Here is a 22,658-nt window from a genome sequence, read left to right as displayed (position 1 = left end):
CCGCTTTCCCTGTTACACAGCCTGCGTCTTTCATTGAAGAGAGCCCCCTATGTCAGAAATCAGCCGTGCCGTGCTATTCGGCAAACTGGATACGCTGTTATTTACCTCGCTGGAAAGCGCCACCGCCTTTTGCAAACTGCGCGGCAATCCTTATGTCGAGCTGGTGCACTGGCTGCATCAGCTGATGCAGCAGCAGGATGGCGACTTACAGCAGGTCATCACACATTTTTCACTGGATGAAAAGGCCCTGACTCAGGACATCGTTGCCGCGCTGGATCGCCTGCCACGCGGTGCCAGTGCGGTCTCCGACCTCTCCGAGCATATCGACAGCGCCGTCGAGCGGGCGTGGGTTTACGCCTCACTGAAATATGGCGCGACCCGCATTCGCGGCGGCCATCTGCTGATCGGCATGCTGAAAACCTTCAACCTCGCCAGCGTGCTGAAAGGCATCTCCGGCCAGTTCAGCCGCGTCAACGCCGATGCGCTGCTGGCGGAGTTCGACACGCTGCTCAGCAACAGCAAAGAAGCCCAGCAGGCGCTGAGCGCACCGGCTGATGTCGCTGGCGCACCCCCTGCAGCGGGTGGCAGCACGCTGGAGCAGTATGGACAGGACCTGACCGCCCGCGCACGTGAAGGCCGCATCGATCCGGTGACCGGGCGTGACGATGAGATCCGCCAGATGGTCGATATCCTGATGCGTCGTCGCCAGAACAACCCGCTGCTGACCGGTGAAGCGGGCGTCGGCAAAACCGCGGTGGTCGAAGGCCTGGCGCTACGCATTGCGGCGGGCGATGTGCCTGCGCCGCTGCGCGATGTGCAGCTCTGGCTGCTGGACATCGGCCTGCTGCAGGCGGGTGCCGGGATGAAAGGGGAATTTGAAGCGCGACTGCAGGCACTGATCAATGAGGTGCAGTCCAGTCCGACACCGATTGTGCTTTTTGTAGATGAGATTCACACCTTGGTCGGCGCGGGCGGTCAGCAGGGCACCGGCGATGCCGCCAACCTGCTGAAACCGGCGCTGGCGCGCGGCCAGCTGCGCACCATCGGCGCGACCACCTGGGCCGAATATAAAAAGTACATCGAGAAAGATCCGGCGCTGACCCGCCGTTTCCAGACCGTGCAGGTGCAGGAGCCGGATGAAGCCAAAGCAATTCTGATGCTGCGCAGCACCGTCAGCGCGCTGGAGAAACACCATCGGGTGCTGCTGCTGGATGATGCGGTCAGTGCAGCGGTAAAACTATCCCATCGCTACATTCCGGCGCGCCAGCTGCCCGATAAAGCGGTGGCGCTGCTGGATACCGCCTGCGCCCGCGTGGCAGTCAGTCAGGGCGCGCAGCCTGCAGCGCTGGAAGATTGCCTGCACCGTCTGGCCGCGCTGGAGATTGAAGCGGAGATCATTGAACGCGAAATCCGGGTGGGCCTCGGCGATGTGACCCGTCAGCAGGCGATTGCCGGTGAGCGTGCAGCGCTGGAAGCTGAACGCGATGCACTGCAGGAACGCTGGCTGCAGGAGCGTGAACTGGTCGAGACGCTGATTGCGCTGCGTGCCCGCTGTGTAACCGAAGAGGATGCGGTGCTGCGTGAACAGCGCGATGCGACACAGCAGCAACTGACTGCGCTGCAGGGCGACACGCCGCTGCTGTTTGCCGCCGTCGATGCGGGCGTGGTAGCGGCTGTGGTCTCGGACTGGACCGGCATTCCGCTGGGCCGGATGGTGAAGAATGAGATCGACGCCGTCCTGAATCTGGCGGATACCCTGAACCAGCGCGTCATCGGCCAGCGTCACGGTCTGGAGCTTATCGCGAAGCGGGTTCGCACCACGCGCGCACGCCTGGACAACCCCAACAAACCCGCAGGCGTCTTTATGCTGTGCGGCCCGTCCGGTGTCGGGAAAACCGAGACCGCGCTGGCGCTGGCCGAGTCACTGTATGGTGGTGAGCAGAATATCATCACCATCAACATGAGCGAGTTCCAGGAGGCGCACACCGTCTCGACGCTGAAAGGCGCACCGCCAGGCTACGTCGGTTACGGCGAGGGCGGCGTGCTGACCGAAGCCGTTCGACGTCGGCCTTACAGCGTGGTGCTGCTGGATGAGATTGAGAAAGCCCATCCGGATGTGCATGAGCTTTTCTTCCAGGTGTTCGATAAAGGCTGGATGGAAGATGGGGAAGGTCGCCACATCGACTTCCGCAACACCATCATCATTCTGACCTCGAACGTTGGCACGCAGCTGATTAGTGCTATGTGTGCCGATCCTGAGCTGATGCCCGATCCCGACGCCCTGAGCACCGCGCTGCGTAAGCCGCTGCTGGAGGTGTTCCCGCCTGCGCTGCTGGGCCGTCTGCTGGTAGTGCCCTATTACCCGCTCAGCGACGCGATGCTGGCAGAGATTGTGCGGCTGCAGCTGGCGCGTATCGTGCGTCGTCTGGCCGACAACCATGGCATTGAGGCGCAGATCGACGAGTCGGTGGTGAGCCAGATCGTCCAGCGCTGCACCGAGGTGGAGTCGGGCGGTCGCATGGTGGATGCCATCCTCACCAACACGCTGTTGCCGCAGATGAGCCAGATACTGCTGAGCGCCCACGCCCGCGATGAACGCTATCGCCGCGTTGAAGTGCGTTGTGAGCAGGGCGAATTTGTCTGCCAGTTCGCTGTTTAAAGCCTATCAGAGAGTTTTCGAATATGTCGGAACATGATCAACCCCTGAATGTCCCCAACGCCCTGCCGCTGGGTTACCGCTTCAATGAGTTTGAAATCAAAGAGGTCATCGGCGGTGGCGGCTTTGGCATCGTCTATCGCGCCTGGGATCACCAGCTTGAGCGCGATATCGCGATCAAAGAGTTTATGCCCGCCTCGCTGGCGGTACGTAGCGATGACCTGAACCTGGTGCTGCGCAGTGAGCGGTTCAGCAAAACCTTTCACGCCGGCCTGAACAGCTTTATTCAGGAGGCGCGGCTGCTGGCGCGCTTTAACCATCCTAACCTGCTGCACGTGCTGCGTTTCTGGGTGCAGAACGACACCGCCTACATGGGCACGGTGTTCTACAGCGGCACCACGCTCTCGAACTTCAGCGAACGTAATCCGCAGTCGGTGAATGAGGCCTGGATCCGTCGCATGCTGCCTCCGCTGCTGGGCGCGATCAAAACCATCCATGAAGCGGGTTATCTGCATCGCGATATCTCGCTGGATAATATCCAGATTCAGAGCAGCGGTGAGCCGATCCTGCTGGACTTTGGGTCGGCGCGTAAAACCATCGGCAACCTGTCGGATGAGAGCGAGACTATGCTGCGTCCCGGCTATGCGCCGATCGAGCAGTACAGCGATAACGATGAGAGCGAGCAGGGCGCGTGGACCGATATCTACGCGCTTGGCGCGGTGCTGCATACGCTGATCACCGGTGCGCCTCCGCCGGTCAGCGTGGTGCGCAGCATCGAAGATAACTATCAGCCGCTGGTACAGCGTCGTCTGGCGGGTTATTCGACTGCGCTGCTCAGCGCCGTCGACCGCGCGCTGGCGCTGAAACCGGAAGATCGTCCGCAGAGCATTGATGATTTTGCTGTGCTGATGGCGCTGCCGGATCGCGAACCGGAACCGCTGCTCAGCGCAAAAATGAGCGGGCCGGGCACCATGCTGGTGCCGATCGAAGAAGAAGAGGAGGTTGTCAAACCCGCTTCGCCGCTGAAAACGCTGCTGGGACATCGCTTTGCACTGCCAGGCCTGGTGGCCGCTGGCGTGCTGGTCGGCCTGTGCGCCGGTCTGCTGATGTCACGCGGTAACGAACAGACGACGCCGGCTGAGACCGCGCAAAACACCGCGCCTGCCGTTACCGTCGCACCGGTTAATCAGCCGGTTACTGCGCCACCGACGCAGCCTGACACCCCGCCGGATAGTGTTGCCAGCGCTCCGGTCCAGACTTCAGAGCCCGCGCAGACCGCTGCGCGTGAACCCGATCCACAACCGGCACCGCCGCCAGCACCTGTTGCTCAGGTCTATATCCGTCTGCAACAGGGTGAACGCGTTCAGGTGAACGGTCAGCCGCAGGCGCTGGTCCCGGCGGTGAATGGCTTCGCCACGCTGCAGCTGGCGCCGGGTAACTACACCTTTGCCATCAGCGGCCAGAGTGGCACCCGTCAGCAGACGCTGAACATCAGCGAAGAAGGTGTCTGGTTGCTCGATCCACACAGTTAATAGTCAGGGATTACTTATGTTCTCACGCATTACTGCACAGCTACCGGCGGACGGCCTGCTGTTCCATACGCTCACGGGCACCGAGACGCTGTCCCGTCCGTTTGTGCTCACCGCCGAACTGCTGGCCACCGACGCGCGCATCGACCGTCACGCCCTGCTGGGCAAGCCGGTGACGTTTACGCTGCCGACCGATGGCCTGATGAACGCGCTGAGCCCGCGCTACCTCAACGGCAAAATCACCCGGATAGCGGTGCGCAGCCAGGAGCTGAGCGGCACGCGCTACGCGGTCTATCAGCTGACGGTTGAGCCGGACCTGTGGCCGATGCAGCGCGACCGCAACCTGCGCATTTTCCAGAGCCAGACGGTGCCGCAGATTGTGCAGACGCTGCTGAAGGAGTACGCGGTCAACGTTGAGACGCGGCTGGCGGGCAACTACCGGGTGTGGGAGTACTGCGTGCAGTATCAGGAGAGCAGCCTGGACTTTATCAGCCGCCTGATGGAGCTGGAGGGGATTTACTACTTCTTCAGCCACGAGGCGGACAAGCATACGCTGGTGCTGTGCGACGCGCCGGACCAGCACCAGGCGTTTCCCGGCTATGAGACCATCGCCTATCACGTCACCCCGTCGGGCGGCGTGGTCACGGAAGAGGGTATCAGCCAGTGGTCGCTGGCGGAGAGCGTGACGCCGGGCATCTACAGCACCGACGACTACGACTTCCGCAAGCCGAACGCGTGGATGCTGCAGGCCCGCCAGAACCCGGCGTCGCCGGTACCGGGCTCGGTGGACGTCTACGACTGGCCGGGCCATTTTGTCGACCACAGCCACGGCGAGTCCTACGCGCGCATCCGTCAGGAGGTGTGGCAGGCCGAGCACCACAGCGTCAGCGGGTCGGGCACGGCAACCGGCATCGCGCCGGGCTTTACTTTCTCCATCATCAACGCGCCGCACTTCAGCGACAACGGTGAGTATCTGGTGACCTCGGCCACCTATGACTTCGCCGAGAACAGTTACGCCAGCGGCGACACCGGCGACAGCCGGCACAACATCCACTTCACGGTACTGCCGTCGTCGGTGACGTACCGCACGCCGCCGGAAACGCGGTGGCCGAAAACCCACGGCCCGCAGACCGCGAAGGTGGTCGGCCCGAAAGGCGAGTCGATCTGGACCGACCGCTACGGCCGGGTGAAGGTGAAGTTTCACTGGGACCGGCTGGCGAAGGGCGACGACACCAGCTCCTGCTGGGTGCGCGTCTCCAGCGCCTGGGCCGGTCAGGGGTTCGGCGGGGTGCAGATCCCGCGGGTTAACGACGAAGTGGTGGTGGACTTCATCAACGGCGATCCGGATCGTCCGCTAATCATCGGCCGCGTGTATAACGAGGCGAGCATGCCGCCGTGGGCGCTGCCGGCGGCAGCGACGCAGATGGGCTTTCTGAGCCGGTCGAAGGATGGTAACAGCGATACTGCTAATGCGTTGCGTTTTGAAGACAAAGCAGGACATGAGCAGATTTGGATCCACGCCGAAAAAAATATGGATACGGAAGTGGAAAGCTGTGAGACGCACCATGTCGGTGTGGATCGGCAGAAAACCATAGGCCGTGACGAAAAGGTCACTATTAAGCGCAATCGTCAGGCCAACGTGGGTGAACATGCGGTGAGCAATACGGGCATCCAGCACGTTATTAATGTTGGCGAAGGCGAAACGGTGCTGACCATGGATAAAGAGGGCAATGCGCTGCTTGAAGCCAATACCAGCATCAAATTAAAGGTGAAAGAGAATTACATCCTGATCACCCCTGAAGCTATTCAAATCCAAGTGAAAACAGGAAGTATCCATGCTGAAAGCGAGTTGCAGGCACTGTTTAAAGGCAATGAGTTGACCACTTTAGGTACCGGTAAAAATGCAGAATTAAAGGCGAATGACAAGGTAAGCATTACCGGCACGAACATCACCGACATCAAAGGCGCGGTCGTCAATATTAACAGTTAATCGCTTATTGGAAGGAACATCAGTATGGGTATGCCTGCGGCCAGAGCTTCTGTGGATAAAGCGGCTCACGATGGCCCCATTCAATGCGGCAGTCCTGACGTTATCATTGGCGGATTTCCCGCTGCGCGAAAAGGTGATGAATTTTCGTGTAAGCAACACGGTGGCGGTATTATCGTCAGCGGCTCCGGCAGCGTATTCGTTAACGGTATGGCGCTGGCCCGTCAGGGTGATAAGACGCAGTGTCATGCAGGTGGGGCGTCGGCTCCCGCGAAATGTAAACCTGCACCGCCTCAATACTGGGGAGGCTCGCTGGCGAAGAAGGCTGGTGATGATGGGATGTTACATGGCGAGCACTACGATGCGCGAATTTTAGGGGCGTATGCCAGCCTGAAAGACAGCACTAATGATGGCAGTTATGACACTGTGTCGGCAGGATTTTCGCTTGAAAACCTCACATTAGCGAATATGAAAAGTGACGCCCTTTTGAAAGGTGAGTTGCGGAATAAAATAGCGGATGCCAATGCAACTGGCTCACTTTACACCGGTGATAGCGGAATCTATGGCATTAATGGCAAAGCCGCAGCGGCGGGTATGCAATATGGCGCGACGGGCTCAATAGGAACAGAGAACACATTGTATGCCATCGCTACCGGCGATGTGACGCTTGGCACTGCTGATGCAAAAGCGGTTGCAGAAGTATATACCGGCAATAAAGGAAGATATGGGTTCAGTGTTGAGGGTGGCGCAGGTGCAGCGGCAGTGAAAGAGAGCGTTACGGGGAAAGTTAGCCTGTACGGTATTGTAGTAGCTGATGCTAAAGGCGGAGTACATTTAGGCGCAGTAGGTGCAGCAGGAGGTTTAACTGCCTATGCGGATGAAACCGATTACTCAGCTACAGTAAAGCTCTCAGGTAAGTTAGCTTTTATACTGGGGATAACAGGCGAAATTAATGTAAAAATTGCATTAAAACCCCTCCGCGACCTGCTTTTTGGTGAAAGGGATAGTACAGAAAAATCTGGCAGCAATGGTGGTGCAGATGGTGCTATCATCAACGGTTGCGCAACGGTTTTAGTTGGCGGTTAAATAAAGATAGGGTTAATTCTAACATGAAATTTATAGCATTTTTATTTTTCTGGATTGTAACGGTTTATTATGTCTGGAACGGAAAGGATTTTTATAATAAAAAAGAATGGGCAGCATTTGGTAAGAAGTTTGCAGGTGTGCTGGTTGGTATTGTAGTACTTGCCTTTGCGCTCAAAGGATTAGTGTTAGTTATTCCCGGGTTTAGTAATGATCTTGCTGGAGATTTAATGGAAGAAATAGGTATTTCTTTTATATTTATCCTTGGTATAAAGTTTATGATTATCATGATTTGCACTTTATTTAGTGGGATTGTGGGTTTTCAAAGAAAATATAATGCTGATAATTATGCCCGAATTTCACCTACTGCCAGTAAGTTAGTGCCGGGCATGCTCATCTTTGCAAAATGCGTGGTTTCTCTTGGCTCTATAGTGATTTATTACGGCATCTGGCTAGCGAATTAAATTAAGAAGGGAAACAGGCTATGAATTTTGAAACGGACTATATTTTTCCCCTTACGCCGGGTTTCTCTAAAGAAGAAATCGAACAACGCTTCTGGAAATGCCTTTATACATCGGCCAGAGAAGAAATGCTGCATTACTGGGTTGTGCTGCCTAAAAGCCTCAAACCTGTGGAACTGGAGCCGGTTGCCTTCCCTGATGTCGGTTTAACCAATATCGGACGCTACTTAACTACGGATGACTCACTCTATCTGGAAGTTTGGGCAGCGTATGAACGCTGCCAGTGGGAGATGAATGCGTCTGACTGGCTGTTTAAAAAACTCGCCATGATGGGCGAAAAAATCCTGCACCGCCGTCTTGTCGGTAAGGCCTCGGAAAACGGTATTTTTGCAGATGTATTGACCCTAAAAACGCACGCTTCCGGTGACGATGTGATCTCACGATACACTGTTCAAAAAGATTACAATCGGGACAGCGGCGGTGGGAATTACCTCTTATTAAAAGCGTCCTGTGCGGCACGCGACTATCCTTCGCTTGCCAATGACATCTATTTTACAGTGGTTAACTGGAATCTGCTGAATCGCAGTAACTTAGCCATGGCGGAGTTGCTGACCTCGGTTAACATGGACGGGGAAAACGCTTTTAAAATACCGGTTTCATGGCATGCCAGCGTCATTGCTGAGAACAGACTTATCGTTGATCATACAATAGGTGGTGTGAATTACGGGGTCATTAATTTTTACTTTTATTCCGGTACCGTATGCCATTCCGCAGAGGATGCTTTTGAAAAGTCGACGCAACGTTTCCGGGAGCATGAGCATTCGGTCACGCTGGTGGCAAACGAACTGGAACCCATTCCTAATGATATCAATGCTGCGCTGGGATCATTATCGACCTGTACAGGTGAGCTCTACAGCGACGAAGAGAAAATGCGTGCCTTTTATCAGAGTTACATATTCAATTGTTCAGGCTTGTGGTGCTACGTTGATTTAGTAGGGCAGCACAGAAATTATAAAAGTTATCACTTCGAAGCGAATAAACGCTGCGTAGAAATTATTCTGGCGACTCTGAATATCAAAGTGAAATAATAATCCTGCTAGTTAGACCTCTTTAGCTGGCATTTCGCCTCGTAGCAATGAGTATTAAGGTACCTGCTTTTAACTCGTCATGTGATCCGCTGCAATAATAAAAGACGCTTGTCTGACCCTCTGGTATTGCCTGACCCGGGGAATCCCCGGGTTAATTCACCGATTACCATCTGTCCGGGAAATCACTATGTTTGATCGTATCACCGTCCTTCTACCGGCGGACGGCCTGCTGTTCCATACGCTCACGGGCACCGAGACGCTGTCCCGTCCGTTTGTGCTCACCGCCGAACTGCTGGCCACCGACGCGCGCATCGACCGTCACGCCCTGCTGGGCAAGCCGGTGACGTTTACGCTGCCGACCGATGGCCTGATGAACGCGCTGAGCCCGCGCTACCTCAACGGCAAAATCACCCGGATAGCGGTGCGCAGCCAGGAGCTGAGCGGCACGCGCTACGCGGTCTATCAGCTGACGGTTGAGCCGGACCTGTGGCCGATGCAGCGCGACCGCAACCTGCGCATTTTCCAGAGCCAGACGGTGCCGCAGATTGTGCAGACGCTGCTGAAGGAGTACGCGGTCAACGTTGAGACGCGGCTGGCGGGCAACTACCGGGTGTGGGAGTACTGCGTGCAGTATCAGGAGAGCAGCCTGGACTTTATCAGCCGCCTGATGGAGCTGGAGGGGATTTACTACTTCTTCAGCCACGAGGCGGACAAGCATACGCTGGTGCTGTGCGACGCGCCGGACCAGCACCAGGCGTTTCCCGGCTATGAGACCATCGCCTATCACGTCACCCCGTCGGGCGGCGTGGTCACGGAAGAGGGTATCAGCCAGTGGTCGCTGGCGGAGAGCGTGACGCCGGGCATCTACAGCACCGACGACTACGACTTCCGCAAGCCGAACGCGTGGATGCTGCAGGCCCGCCAGAACCCGGCGTCGCCGGTACCGGGCTCGGTGGACGTCTACGACTGGCCGGGCCATTTTGTCGACCACAGCCACGGCGAGTCCTACGCGCGCATCCGTCAGGAGGTGTGGCAGGCCGAGCACCACAGCGTCAGCGGGTCGGGCACGGCAACCGGCATCGCGCCGGGCTTTACTTTCTCCATCATCAACGCGCCGCACTTCAGCGACAACGGTGAGTATCTGGTGACCTCGGCCACCTATGACTTCGCCGAGAACAGTTACGCCAGCGGCGACACCGGCGACAGCCGGCACAACATCCACTTCACGGTACTGCCGTCGTCGGTGACGTACCGCACGCCGCCGGAAACGCGGTGGCCGAAAACCCACGGCCCGCAGACCGCGAAGGTGGTCGGCCCGAAAGGCGAGTCGATCTGGACCGACCGCTACGGCCGGGTGAAGGTGAAGTTTCACTGGGACCGGCTGGCGAAGGGCGACGACACCAGCTCCTGCTGGGTGCGCGTCTCCAGCGCCTGGGCCGGTCAGGGGTTCGGCGGGGTGCAGATCCCGCGGGTTAACGACGAAGTGGTGGTGGACTTCATCAACGGCGATCCGGATCGTCCGCTAATCATTGGCCGCGTGTATAACGAGGCGAGCATGCCGCCGTGGGCGCTGCCGGCGGCAGCGACGCAGATGGGCTTTCTGAGCCGGTCAAAGGATGGCACGGCGGAAACCGCGAACGCGCTGAGGTTTGAGGACAAGGCGGGTGAAGAACACCTGTGGATTCAGGCGCAGAAGAACATGGATACGCATGTTAAAAATGACGAATCACACAGTGTTGGTGGAGAGCGAAGCCACTATGTGGCTAAAAATGAGCTTAACAGGGTTGAAGGCAATCAGATTCAGGCCGTAAAAGGCGGAACTGAAATCCTGACTGGCCTGAGTAAAGTTGATGCAGTCGTTGAACAATATGTTCTGGCATCGGGATCGCAGCTGAGACTTGTTTCTGGTGAAAGTGCCATTGAACTCAATGCCAATGGCACAATAAATCTTATTGGAAAAGATTTTAACTTCTTTGTTGAGAACGACGGACATATCACCACCGGCGGTAAACTGAATCTGAACACTTCGGGTGCTAAACCTGGCACGTCTGCGCCGGGTGCAGGTCATAAAGGCGATATAGATGCGGCTGTTAAGGAGAAGTTTACGCCGGGAAAGGAGAATAAGGCAGGTGCAATAGCAAGCGCACCTGCCGACGCGTCACAAAATGCTGGCGCAGCTGCGAATTCTCAGGCTCCTTCTTTTAGTGGCTTTGGCGCAGATGTAGATAATATGGTTGAGAAATCACCGACCATGAAACAGGACATCACGACGCTCAAAAAGCGCGGCTGGGTTTTTAAAGAAGGGGCTGCAGGTAAAGGTACGTTTGCCGATCGTCAGAGCAGGACTATTACTGTTGATAAAAGTAATATGAACGATGCCGCAAAAGTGGTGCAGTCACTATCACATGAGAGTGGACATGCATTGTATAAGCCTGATATCAATGTAACCTCACGTGAAACCTACCTGAATAGTGCGCTTAGTGATGAAGGGGCAGCCACACTCAATAATATTCGTGTACAGCGCGAAATTATTGCAAATCAGGGCGGAGACATTGGGATAGCGGGCAATGCAGCAAATCAGAAAGGGTACAACGGAATCTATGATTCTCTCAGTAAAGGTAACATAAGCGAAAGCGAAGCCAGGACGCAGATTGGTCGTATATTCGGTAAAGGTGAAAAAACCTCCACTACCAATCAGCTTTACGAAGATTACTATGGGGGCTGGTATGATAAAAATTATCCGACAAAGTAAGATGTTTATTTTATTAATGGCTGGTTTTATGTTAAGCGGAATAGTGGAAGCGAAGATGCAAAAAGAAGATATGTGGGTTTTTGTCACGCAAATGAGTGCCTCCATAAAGACTCTGTCTGTGGAAAGTATTCATCAGGCACCATTGACGTTTACATTAAAAAATCAAAATGAATATATCAACTTCTATCAGGCTAATCCGGTAAAGCTGCAAGATGCGTCGACGATTACGGATATAGAGTTGCGTTTAAGTAAAACGTCTGATGGGATGGCTCCTTTTCTTAGCTTTACTCCCCAGGGAAAATGCATCTCGCTCAATGAAGTCAAAGAGCACTATCAGAGTGTGAAGTTAACCGATTATCCACGGGGACAGTCTGAAAATGAAGTGACCAGCTACACATCATCCCCCGATGGTAATGGACAGTTCATCACGTTTTCATTCTCTGCCAAAAATCCTGATTGCCTGAGTAAAATCATTATCACTGCCGATGAGTAAAAGAACGTGATGTTGAATCCATTGCCTCATATTTGAGGCTCTTATGTCTTTACTCCGATAAAAGCCAATGATTGTAAATCGTTTTTTCACCAGCCTTATATGTGTACCTGTACTCCTCTTTTTATCCTGTATTGCCAGGGCTGAATCCGCCGCGGAATCGTCTGTTCCTGCGCTTAACGAGGGCGATTTTTCCGTTCTGCTGAACGACTATGCTTTCACTCCGGGTGAGACCTGGAACAACGAAAATTTTGTACGCGCAGGTAAAGCTCTGAGTTCAGTTCTGGCCGGAGAAGTGGACATCAACAATCAGCAGTACAACTACTTCCAGCATAGCTATGACGGCTTTGAGTTGTTTAGCGCGGCGGCGGTTGGAAATGCCAGCCACCCGGTTCTGGCTGAGATCCTTCTGGGAAGTGCCAGCGTGCCGACAGCCCGGAATATTAAAGTAGGCGATAGTCTGGAACAGGTTCAGCAAGCCTATGGACCCGGCAAAGAAGATAACAGTGATAATCAGCACTGGCTTGTCTATCAGTCGGGCGGGAAACAGTTAATGTTCCAGATTGACCAGGGAAAGGTCAGTTGCATCATGTTAAAAACAGACCTGGGTGAAGAGCAAAGCGAAATTAGTGCTTATCAGGCTATCAGCGCCGCAACGGAAGCGATTCATACCTGGCACCTGACCAGCCTCGATGATAAATGCCTGCGTTACGATCTCGACGACAGCAGTGATAAACGTTTCTTTGTCATTACGGTTCGTGAAGATAATCACGACCGCAGTTGCGGTGGCGATCCTGATATTACGCATCGACTTTTTGAAATTAAAGTTGCGCGTGATAATACACAGCTACTCACTAATGCCGATAACGTCGATGGCGAATTCCATAGCCTGATTCCACCCGCCACAAACCATTAATAAAACGGACACCCAATATGAATTACCACTTCAATGAGGGCGCCTTTGCGCTTTTTCCTGCTGACTGGCAGGACACCACCATGAATATTCTCCGCGATGAAGCCAGTGGACTGGCATGGGTTGTCAGCCGTGGTGTTATTTCTGAGGGCAGTGATGCGGAAAAAGAATTCCGGCGTCAGTGGGACACGTTGCGGAGTCAGATGGGCCACATCCAGCAGAGTGAATTTGTACGTTCGATGGCCGGTGTGAATAACACATTACATGCGGTAGAAGTTGAAACCATATTTGACCGTAACGGGCAAGCGGTGTGGCAGAAACAGCTGGCTACACAGGTGCCTGACTCGAACATCTTTATGATTTTTACGCTCTCCGCGATGCGCCCATTCAATGAAAAAGACGGACAGCGCTGGAGTGCTTTTAAACAAAGCCTGAGTCTGAACAATCCACGGAAAGCATAACCTATGGATAACCATGCGGCCCGCGTGGGCGACGAGATCATTCACTCCAGCATTTTCGCTGATATCACGAGTATTGTGGCGGAAGGTGCGGCCTATGCCGTTATTGGTGCCGCAGTGGGTGCCGCTATCGTCTCGGCAGCGCCCCTGCTGGGGACAGGAGTGGCAGCGGCGAGTGTCGCAGCCGTGGGTAACAGTTGCCTGCTCAGCGGGATTCTGGGGGGTATCCTGGCCAATGCCGTGGGTCTGTCAAAGGAGATCAGCAAAGCGGCGGATGAGCTGGGTAATATGATATTCCCCCCTTCTCCAGCCGGTGTGATATCCAGTGGTTCAGAGAATGTCTATGTTAATGGTCTTTTAGCCGCACGCGCGGCCGGGATGCTCACGCTAGGTGAGACACCGCCACCGGAACCGCAATCGCCGCAGAGCTTTGCGGACTACGGCGGCATGCTGCTGTCTGCGGTCGGCCAGTTTGGCAGTGCAATGTGGCAGCCCACGGTCGCCTCTGCCGATGCGGGCACCTCTCCGCTGGAGCAGGACAAAGTGGCCTGTGAAAAGCACAGTGCACCGCAATATCTGGCACAGGGTTCGAAAAGCGTCTTTATTAATGGCCAGCCTGCAGTACGCGCAAAGGATAAAACCACCTGTGATGCCACCGTGAGTGACGATGTTTCCCCGAACGTCATCATTGGTGGTGAAACCGTCACGGTCAGAGAGATCAAAAGTGGCAAGTTCCCGGGTCTGGCCGTGATGATGATCGGTCTTTCCCTCCTTCGTGGTCGCCCCGGTCAGATCATCAAAAACATGCCCTGCGCGCTGGCCAGTGCCGTGGGCGGTATGGCGGCGGACATGGCTATTAACGCGGCCTTCTCGTCGCTGTTCCCGGTTCATGCGGCAACCGGCGTCAAAGTCCTGAATGATGATGCCGAGCGCGATTTTTCCCTTCCCGGACGTTTCCCGCTGAGTTTTCAGCGCAGCTATAACAGCCTGACTCAGCGCGCTGGCCTGTTTGGTCAGGGCTGGGCCACGGTGTTTGACAGCTATCTGACGCTGGAAGGGAACCGGGCGACCTGGTTTGATGACAACGGGCGCGAACTGAGTTTTGACGTTCCCGGTGAAAAAGAGGTGCTCTACAGCATCAGCGAAGGGCTGATGGTGCGGCGCAACGAGTCTGGCGATATCGCCATTGCCGATGATGACGGTGCGGTCTGGCGTCTCTACCGGCGCACGGCTGCCGATCCGCAGGTGCTTCGCCTGGCTTCACTGAGCGACGAGTACGGCAATGCGCTGGAGATGGGCTGGGATGAACAGGCTCGTCTGGTGCGTATTCATGACGCGCAGCTGGCGATTGACGTCACACTGCACTATAACGACAAACAGCATGCGCGGCGCCCGACATCCGCCAGCCATTTTGATGGCGATCAGCACTGGCCTCTGACGCGCTGGACCTACAGCGACCAGGGCCAGCTTGCCAGCGTCACCGATGCCGCAGGCGTTGTCTCCCGGCGCTTCCGTTACAACGACGACGGATTGATGGTCTGGCATCAGCTTCCCGGCGGGCTGGAAAGCGAATATCGCTGGCAGAAGCTGGATCACTGGCGCGTGGTGGAGAACCGCACCAATACCGGTGACGGCTGCCACATGCATTACGATCTTGAGGCGGGCATCACGCGCGTATCGACCTATGACGGTCAGCAGCGCGAACACCACTGGAACGCCGCGGGCCTCATCACCTGTTTCATTGATGAGCGGGGCCAGAAGTGGCGCTATGAGTGGGATGAAAACGAACTTCTGACGCGCCGCATCGATCCGCTGGGCAACGCGGTAAGCTTCACCTATGACGATCTGGGTAACCGCGTTGAAGAGAAAGATGCTGACGGCGGTGTGCAGGCGGTGCAGTGGCTGTCCCACCGTTCACTGCCCACGGTGGTTGCCGGAGCTGATGGCTCCACAACGAAATACTATTACGATCCCCATCATGGTCTTGAGCGCGTGGTTGATGCGCTCGGGCAAAGCACGATCTATAAGCGGGATGAGTCCGGGTTGGTTGTCGGGGAGATCGACGCAGCAGGTAACAGCTACCGCCGTGAGTTTAACGATGCCGGGCAGGTTATCCGTGAAACGGACTGTTCAGGGCTGACCACGCGCTACCGTTATCATCCGCTGGGCTGGCTCAGCTCTGTCACCGCGCCGGATGGTGAAGAGACCCGTTATCACTATGACGCTGCAGGCCGCCCTCTTCAGCTGGAGCGTGCAGAGGGATGGGAAGAGCGGCTGCACTGGAGCGAAAACGGGCTGCCGCTGGCCTATGAGTCGGCTGATGGTAAGCGCAGTGAATTCCGTTACGACAATGTCGGGCGATTGATCGCCAGCCGCAATGCGCAGGGTGAGACGGTTCAGCGAAGCTGGGACAGCCGTGGCCGGTTGACGGCGCTGCAAAACGAGAACGGCGAGCAGTATCAGTTCCAGTGGGGCGCAGATTCCCTGTTGCTGGCTCAGGTTGGGCTGGATGGCGTTGCCACGCGTTACGGCTATGACGCGGCGGGACGCACGGTATCACGCACCTTTGCCGCCGGGCATCCTCAGTCCATTACCCATCGTTACCACTGGAGCCGTGCGGGACAACTGCTGGCGCGAACCACGCCGGAGGGCCAGACGCGCTATCACTACAGCGGTGGCGGTCAGCTGGGTAAAGTGTCGCAGCATCTGCCGCTGTCTGACACCGAGTGGAGCCAGCAGGCCGAGCAGGAGATTACCTTTAAATATGATGCGCTGGGCCGCATTGTTGCTGAGCAGGGGGAGCAGGGCGAACTGGCGTGGGAGTATGACGCGCTGGGTAACTGCACTGCCTTAACCCTGCCGGATGGCCGTAACCTGAAGCAGCTTTATTACGGCAGCGGCCATTTACTGAGCATCGCATTAGACAACCTGCCGGTCACCGAGTTTACCCGTGACACGCTGCACCGGGAACTGAGCCGGACGCAGGGTGGCCTGACCATGCGCAGTGAATATGACCGGTCAGGCAGACTGCGCCGCCGTGATGTGTTCAGGGGTGACTCGCAGCGTCCTGCACCGCGCGTCTGGTCCCGCCGGCGTGACTTCGATTACGGTAACAACCTGATCCGTGAAGAGCGTGATGATAATCCGTTCAGCCAGACACTATGGAACTACGATAACGCCGGCCGGCTGTTGTCACAGGACGGTGCGCAGCCGGGTAATGAACAGTGGCGCTGGGATGGCGCAGGCAACCCGCTGGATCGCCATAGTAACGCCCATGTCCTGCACAACCGTGTCACTGAACTGAACGGTATCCGCTGGCAGTACGATATCCATGGCCGCACCACAGAAAAAGATGACGGCCAGGCCCGCTGGCGATATCGCTACGATGGGGAGCATCGCCTGACGGAGGTGCTCAGCGAGCCGCGGGACCGTAACAAGCCGCGCACTAAGGTGAGTTTCCGTTATGATCCGCTGGGACGTCGCATCAGTAAAACCAGCCAGCAGCTGTTACAGGGAAGACCATCTGGCAACGCCGTCACGACGCGCTTCGTGTGGGAAGGTTACCGCCTGCTGCAGGAAAACCACGACGGCACTCCGCTGACTTACGTTTACAGTGACAGCCAGAGCTATGAGCCTCTGGCGCGTATTGATGGCGTGGAAAGCCCGGAAATTTACTGGTTCCATAATGCGGCCAACGGGATGCCGGAGCTGCTGACTGACGGTGAAGGGCAAAAAGCCTGGGAAGGCATAAACAGCCCGTGGGGCAAACTGCTGCGCGAGTCCAGCCAGCGGATGCCTGTAATTCAGCAGAACCTGCGTATGCAGGGCCAGTACCTGGACCGGGAAACCGGACTGCACTACAATCTGTTTCGTTATTATGACCCTGACAGCGGACGGTTTACCCAGCAGGACCCGATAGGGCTGGCTGGCGGGATCAACCTTTACCAGTATGCGCCGAACGCGCTGGGTTGGGTGGATCCGTGGGGGCTGAGTCGTACTTGTAAAGACCCTTCTAAAGAAGCGACTAAATGGCAAGGTCCGGGAAATGATGTCTATCCAGGTGTGGATGTTTATAAAAACAGAAAGCTCAAAAAAGGTACTGTTCTTTATGCGCTATATCCGAATGGGAACCAACAACCTTCTTATACAGTGACATTTCCTACAGTCAGACAATATAGGGGCAATCCATTGGGCTATCATCAGGCGTTACAAGTTAAATTAGACCCTAAATGGCCGGTTCGTACAAAATTAAGAGCTTTCTACGTAAGTGAAGACATAGATGTTGCTTATGGTCGAGCAGCAGCTAATAGTAAATATGGTGGCGGAGGCGGTCTTCAGTTCTTTATCCCTGAGGAGTCGAGACACCTTTTAATTCCAGGAAAGATAATAGATATATGATAAATTTAAGATTTAATTCAATCGCGGGCAAGTTAAGTTTTGATGATATTCCTTTGGAGATTGATACAGAAGAAGGTTTTTGTAATAGTAAGCTTTACGAGTTGTTAATTAATCGTGGTTGCATAAAGAGTAATATACCTCATAGCTACCTTGTCGATGTAGCGACTTTTTATGATAAAGAGTTTGAGGTTAGTTTAAATCCAATATGCTTTGGCTTTCCTTTTATGGTTCAACTTGTTGATAAAAACAGTCAATATTTCAGATCTTTAAAAGATTGGGATGCTCGAACCGATATCGATATGTTGAATGAATCAGTGAAAAACCTTTCTGATTGGTTAAAAAAATCTTTAAGTTTAGGTGATCCTGATATAAAAGAGGATGAGATGGTCAGATGGATTTTCGATTGGGGACGAGTTTCAGTCTCATACGAGACAAGATCATTCGATCACGGGATTTATATCGTTTGGAACGTAACTGAATAGTATTCTTAAGTGTTAAATCTTGTGCTTTTAAAATAAATTTATTTATATGTATAGTGTGCATTGTTATTTATGGATGGGAAATATATTTCCGGTAGTTCATTTAAAAATGAAAATTTGGATTTTTTAATATGAATAATTATTCGAATATTGTATTTGCTCCAAAACTGATAAAACTAACACATTTAACACATCGATCAGTCAAAATCATTGTCATTGGCGCATATAAAAATATCCATCTTGGGATTTGACTTTCTGACCCAGACAGAATGGTTGCAGCGGATGATAAGCAAAATATTCGTCAGGATAATCATAAATTAATCGTGGATAAACCATTTATCATCATTATGGTCGAACCTAGACGGTCAGCGTCATCCTAATGGCCAAAGTGGTATCGTCACACATCTTATTGTGACCAAAACGCCTAAGCAAGCCACAGCGTCTAATACGGGCAAGTCACTTAGTGAAGCAGTAAGCGCAACCGCAATGGGAACGGAGATTGCCTCAACCGTGCTTTCCTGTGGCGCAATGATTATCACAGCTGGTGTGGCGGTTATCGGCGCTTCAGCAACACCTATAACCGCTGGCAGTAGCGGGGTGCTTGTTGCTATTGGTTATGCCGGCGCTGCCGCAACAGGCGTGCAATGTGTCAATGGTATTTACCGCGTTTATGATCTTGTCGAAAACGGTGGTCAAAACGTAGCGTGGCTGGACTCTCAGGATTGGTACGTTGCCACTTCAACGTCCCTTGACCTAATTTCACTAGCCAGTGTGGGCGGTGCGTTAAAAGAAGCCCTGGCAACATGGCGAGCGATGAAATCGGTCTCTTCTTTAAAAGCAACGGAGTGGCTCAGGAACTATCCAGGGCAGGATCGCGCGCGCCTGACTGAATTAATTATTAAGGCACAAAACCCTGGTATAAGTAATAAAGAGCTTAAAGCCGCCATCCGTGCAGGACTTTATCCAAAACGTTTCCCTGTAGAGTCGGTGCAAAAAGAACTTGTTAAGCAACTCGCGCAGGTCGTCACGAGCGCAGCTGCTGTGGCAGGCAGTGCTGTCAGTGGTATTATTGCTACTCCAGGTAACGTGCCGCGCACCGGGCGTTATATAGTGGGAACAATTCAATCGCTGGCGGTATTTTAATGCAATTTTTATCATGGCTTGTTGGGCGTAATATCACTGAAGTACTGCAGCATGGTCGCGAAATAGATCAGGTAATTGCACGGCAGGATAATTCGATACTTGCCCGTTCCACTACAGAGCTTGAGCGTTATTTTAAACAGCCTTCCGAGTTGCTTCCCCGGCAGAACGGCTTCCCGGTTGCACTAGTGCTGGTGCTGTTACTGGTTGCGTTTGCATTTAATTTACTGACGTTTCTGCACGCTTTACCTCCTCTTACTCCACAGATACATGCGTTGAGTTTTTTTGTTCCCTCAATCGTCATTCTTGGCGCGATTCTCACCGCCAGTTATCTGCTTGCGCGAGGTCATACAGCGGGTGTTCAGGGGCTGGTTTACATCTGGGCAATGTTGGTTATATCGACCGTTTTACTCTTAAGCTACAGCGTTGTTACGGGCAGCCACTCGGGCCTGTGGTTACTTCTGGCACTCGCTGCTTTGGTGGGTGCTCGCTGGATACTCAATGGGCAGGCTTTCATCCTGCTTGCCATTTACTGCCGGACCCAACGCCTCGCCAGTGTGGCCCGGCGGCGTCGCATGAAATAACCCATCGTGGTCTTTAGTGCTGTTATCGCGGAATACCCTTTCCGCGACTTCTGTCATACCTTTCACCTCTCCAAACCTCAAACCTCAAACCAGGTGCAAGCGGTCCCTGATTACTATTGGTTAAGAGGAAAGGCCTGTAATATTCAGGTTTCTTTAGCGCGACTTCGATTACGGTTATAACCTCAACACTGAAGAGCGTGACGATAATCCGTTCAGCCTGACATTATTGAACTTCGATAGCGCCGTTCGTCTGCTGTAACAGAAATGCGCGCAGCCCTGTAATGAACAGTTGAACTGGGAGAGTATGGTCAACCCGCTATATTACCATGCTGGTTCTGACATCATGCATACCACACAACCTCACTGACAATATCCGCTGGCAATAGGTCCTAACACCGATAAGGATGAGGCTTAGTCCCATAGGCTACCGTTATGATGGTAAGCACAATTCAACAGACTTCCTCAGCATACCGCTGGACCGCAATATGCCATGCACTAATGTGAGTTCCCGCTAAAATCCGTTGGGGCGTCGCATCAGTAAATCTGCTAGCAATTGTTACAGGGCAAATCGTCTGGCAACATCATAGGCTATTGCTAAGAGAAGGATGTAAACATCATGTCATTCACGCTATTTCCATTTAAACGAAACGATTATTACTCTGAAAAAATAAGTCTAACACTGAGTGAAATTCTGAGCGGATCTGGTTTTAACAACGAGGATAGTGAGATAGGCATCATAGCATTCATGATTATTACCCTTGATAGGGGTGATAAGAGTTGACAATGAAAGTTAGAATGAAAGTTTGTTTAATTGAGCGCAAAATTTAATTTTTTGACTAATAATTCGCCAGTAACAAAGTCAGGTTTTTTATATGAAAAAGATAAGTGAGTTAACGTTGTTAACTGATCAGTCCGCTATAAAGTGGAACTACATGGGAGAAGCATTTTTATTTTCATGTTCAGAAGCCGATCAGATTTTAGCTGATGAAAGCAGAGATTTAATATTTGTTCTTGATCAGAAGAAAAATTTGCCTGAAAGACTCACTATAATAAATGCGCAAGGTAAAATCTTATCATCTTTTTCATCTCCCGACGGTGGAGCATTCTACTACATGACAGTAGGTTCAAAGAAAGAAGTATTAGTGGTTTGCGTTTTTACTGAAAAATTTGATGGCTGGAGTGACTGGCATTTCTCTTTCTATCCTGAAACGAATCAACTGGTGCGTTTATCACGAGCTTACTAATATTATAAAAATTTAATTATTATAAGCCCAGCTAATTATACTGACTTTGATTACTGTTAACGCGAGTTGTGAAGTGGAGTTTAGTCAGTTTTCTTGCTGAAGATGCCTATAAGTCATATTTACCTGACGAGCCATTTTTTAGTCGGCTGACGGTGATTTATGAAAATGGTCACATCCCCTGTGGATGGGAAGGGCAATGGCCATCCGGGAGACTTGTTATCTACTGATGGAGGCTCATCTATGTTTTTGCTGGGTGAGCACGCACACAACCCTTTAAAGACGACCATCCTCCGCCTGCCCTGTTAACTCCTTTTAGATGATAAGAGTGTGAAGAGGTTATCAATCCATTATCCCTTCCGGAGAGTGTGACACCTGGGGCTACTATGATGAGCAATACAAGGGTTAGTATGAAAAAAATGACACATCAAAGAAACAGGGTTCTGTTAATACTGACTTTTTTTCTGTTTAGCGGGTTCGCAAAAGCGAAGATGCAAAATAAAGATATGTGGAGCTTTATCCGTCAGTTGAGTGCTTCACTTAAAAGTCTCTCTGTGAAAAATCTTACTCAGTTTCCGCTGGCGCTGACATTAGAAACCCAAAATGACTACATCAACGTTTATCAGGTTAATTCGGTCAAACTGGAAGATGATGCGAGTATTACTGATATTGAGTTGCGTGTCAGTAAATCATCAGGCGGCATCGCCCCTTTTCTGAGCTTTTCTCCCGATGGTAAATGCACAACCCGTGATGATGTCAGGAAACAGTATCCGGGTGTTAAGTTGAGTGACTATCCTCGTGGCCAATCTGAAAATGAAGTGACCAGCTACACATCCCCCCCGGATTTGGATGGTCAGGTAATCACATTTTCTTTTGCTGTCAGAAATCCGGATTGCCTGAGTAAAGTGATCATCACGGCTAAAAAGTGAATCAGGTGATGTTGCACATATCTCCAATTAAGCAGGACGATAACGGCAGCACAACGCCGCTTAGCACCATCTGTCCCTGGAGTGTACAGCCTCACAACGGTTACACCGTGTAATGCTTTCGTCTCTTACAGAGCGTTACCCCCAAAGGCAGCCCGGTCTGTTTTTAAAGCCTGAGCTTAGTGCGGCAATGCGCAATCCTTCAAACTGAAATATTTAAGAGAACGGTATGAGCGAGACTCTATTTAGTAACTATGGTATTGATATCGTAATAAGAGATGGGGTTTTTTATATCCGATATGATGATGGCAGTTTAGTCAGTAAAGAGATTGAGTCTGAAATAAGTAAGGACGAAGCGCTCAAAGCTCAACGCAGCCCGGGTGATGCTAATGAAATCATTTTGTTAACCCAGGTTAGAGATGGGATTAACATTGCTAAATTTTAGGCTGGCAATTTGGAATGTGCCGAGATAG

The 22,658-nt window shown here is 53.0% G+C and carries 17 protein-coding genes; all 17 read left to right on the top strand.

All coding sequences use genetic code 11. The features are described from left to right. Window positions 1-49 precede the first annotated feature (49 nt). The 17 genes from tssH to PU624_RS14900 all read left to right on the top strand — a co-directional run bounded on the left by tssH (window position 50) and on the right by PU624_RS14900 (window position 22,630). Complete coding sequence (tssH, locus tag PU624_RS14980) at window positions 50-2,659, top strand: type VI secretion system ATPase TssH (protein ID WP_283545624.1); 2,610 nt, start codon at window positions 50-52, stop codon at window positions 2,657-2,659. 23 nt (window positions 2,660-2,682) lie between these two features. After that, window positions 2,683-4,188 (top strand): serine/threonine protein kinase, encoded by a 1,506-nt coding sequence (locus PU624_RS14975; RefSeq protein ID WP_283545623.1) that lies wholly within the window; start codon window positions 2,683-2,685, stop codon window positions 4,186-4,188. Between the two features lie 16 nt (window positions 4,189-4,204). Beyond that, window positions 4,205-6,175 (top strand): type VI secretion system Vgr family protein, encoded by a 1,971-nt coding sequence (locus tag PU624_RS14970; RefSeq protein ID WP_283545622.1) that lies wholly within the window; start codon window positions 4,205-4,207, stop codon window positions 6,173-6,175. A gap of 24 nt (window positions 6,176-6,199) precedes the next feature. Next, window positions 6,200-7,258, top strand: a complete 1,059-nt coding sequence (locus tag PU624_RS14965) for a PAAR domain-containing protein (protein WP_283545621.1) — start codon at window positions 6,200-6,202, stop codon at window positions 7,256-7,258. A gap of 23 nt (window positions 7,259-7,281) precedes the next feature. Continuing rightward, a complete protein-coding gene (locus tag PU624_RS14960) occupies window positions 7,282-7,719 on the top strand; it encodes a hypothetical protein (RefSeq protein WP_283545620.1) in 438 nt (145 codons plus the stop codon). 20 nt (window positions 7,720-7,739) lie between these two features. Then, window positions 7,740-8,804: a hypothetical protein gene (locus PU624_RS14955; RefSeq protein WP_283545619.1), complete on the top strand. Its 1,065-nt coding sequence runs from the start codon at window positions 7,740-7,742 to the stop codon at window positions 8,802-8,804. 187 nt (window positions 8,805-8,991) lie between these two features. Further along, window positions 8,992-11,556: a type VI secretion system Vgr family protein gene (locus PU624_RS14950; RefSeq protein WP_283545618.1), complete on the top strand. Its 2,565-nt coding sequence runs from the start codon at window positions 8,992-8,994 to the stop codon at window positions 11,554-11,556. Then, window positions 11,531-12,049 carry a hypothetical protein gene (locus PU624_RS14945; RefSeq protein ID WP_283545617.1) on the top strand — a complete coding sequence of 173 codons (519 nt, stop codon included), beginning with the start codon at window positions 11,531-11,533 and terminating at the stop codon, window positions 12,047-12,049. Before PU624_RS14950 ends, PU624_RS14945 begins: the two co-directional genes overlap by 26 nt. A 67-nt stretch (window positions 12,050-12,116) precedes the next feature. Then, window positions 12,117-12,962 (top strand): hypothetical protein, encoded by an 846-nt coding sequence (locus tag PU624_RS14940; RefSeq protein ID WP_283545616.1) that lies wholly within the window; start codon window positions 12,117-12,119, stop codon window positions 12,960-12,962. Between the two features lie 17 nt (window positions 12,963-12,979). Next, on the top strand, window positions 12,980-13,420 hold the full coding sequence (locus PU624_RS14935) for a DcrB-related protein (protein ID WP_283545615.1): 441 nt from the start codon (window positions 12,980-12,982) through the stop codon (window positions 13,418-13,420). A 3-nt stretch (window positions 13,421-13,423) separates the two neighbouring features. Then, on the top strand, window positions 13,424-17,815 hold the full coding sequence (locus PU624_RS14930) for an RHS repeat-associated core domain-containing protein (RefSeq protein WP_283545614.1): 4,392 nt from the start codon (window positions 13,424-13,426) through the stop codon (window positions 17,813-17,815). Beyond that, window positions 17,812-18,297: a hypothetical protein gene (locus PU624_RS14925; protein WP_283545613.1), complete on the top strand. Its 486-nt coding sequence runs from the start codon at window positions 17,812-17,814 to the stop codon at window positions 18,295-18,297. The genes PU624_RS14930 and PU624_RS14925 overlap by 4 nt, the downstream gene beginning before the upstream one ends. A 483-nt stretch (window positions 18,298-18,780) precedes the next feature. Next, on the top strand, window positions 18,781-19,437 hold the full coding sequence (locus PU624_RS14920; protein ID WP_283545612.1) for a hypothetical protein: 657 nt from the start codon (window positions 18,781-18,783) through the stop codon (window positions 19,435-19,437). Further along, entirely contained in the window at window positions 19,437-20,018 is a 582-nt protein-coding gene (locus tag PU624_RS14915; protein WP_283545611.1) for a hypothetical protein, read from the top strand. Before PU624_RS14920 ends, PU624_RS14915 begins: the two co-directional genes overlap by 1 nt. An 872-nt stretch (window positions 20,019-20,890) precedes the next feature. Further along, window positions 20,891-21,262 carry a hypothetical protein gene (locus PU624_RS14910; protein ID WP_283545610.1) on the top strand — a complete coding sequence of 124 codons (372 nt, stop codon included), beginning with the start codon at window positions 20,891-20,893 and terminating at the stop codon, window positions 21,260-21,262. Window positions 21,263-21,645: 383 nt separating this feature from the next. Next, window positions 21,646-22,188: a hypothetical protein gene (locus PU624_RS14905; RefSeq protein ID WP_283545609.1), complete on the top strand. Its 543-nt coding sequence runs from the start codon at window positions 21,646-21,648 to the stop codon at window positions 22,186-22,188. A gap of 226 nt (window positions 22,189-22,414) precedes the next feature. Continuing rightward, entirely contained in the window at window positions 22,415-22,630 is a 216-nt protein-coding gene (locus PU624_RS14900; protein WP_283545608.1) for a hypothetical protein, read from the top strand. The last annotated feature ends 28 nt before the right edge of the window (window positions 22,631-22,658 follow it).

This window comes from Pantoea sp. Lij88, assembly GCF_030062155.1.
Lineage (GTDB): Bacteria > Pseudomonadota > Gammaproteobacteria > Enterobacterales > Enterobacteriaceae > Pantoea.
Note: the sequence above shows the minus strand (reverse complement) of the source record. Positions and strands in the feature narration are given on the sequence as shown.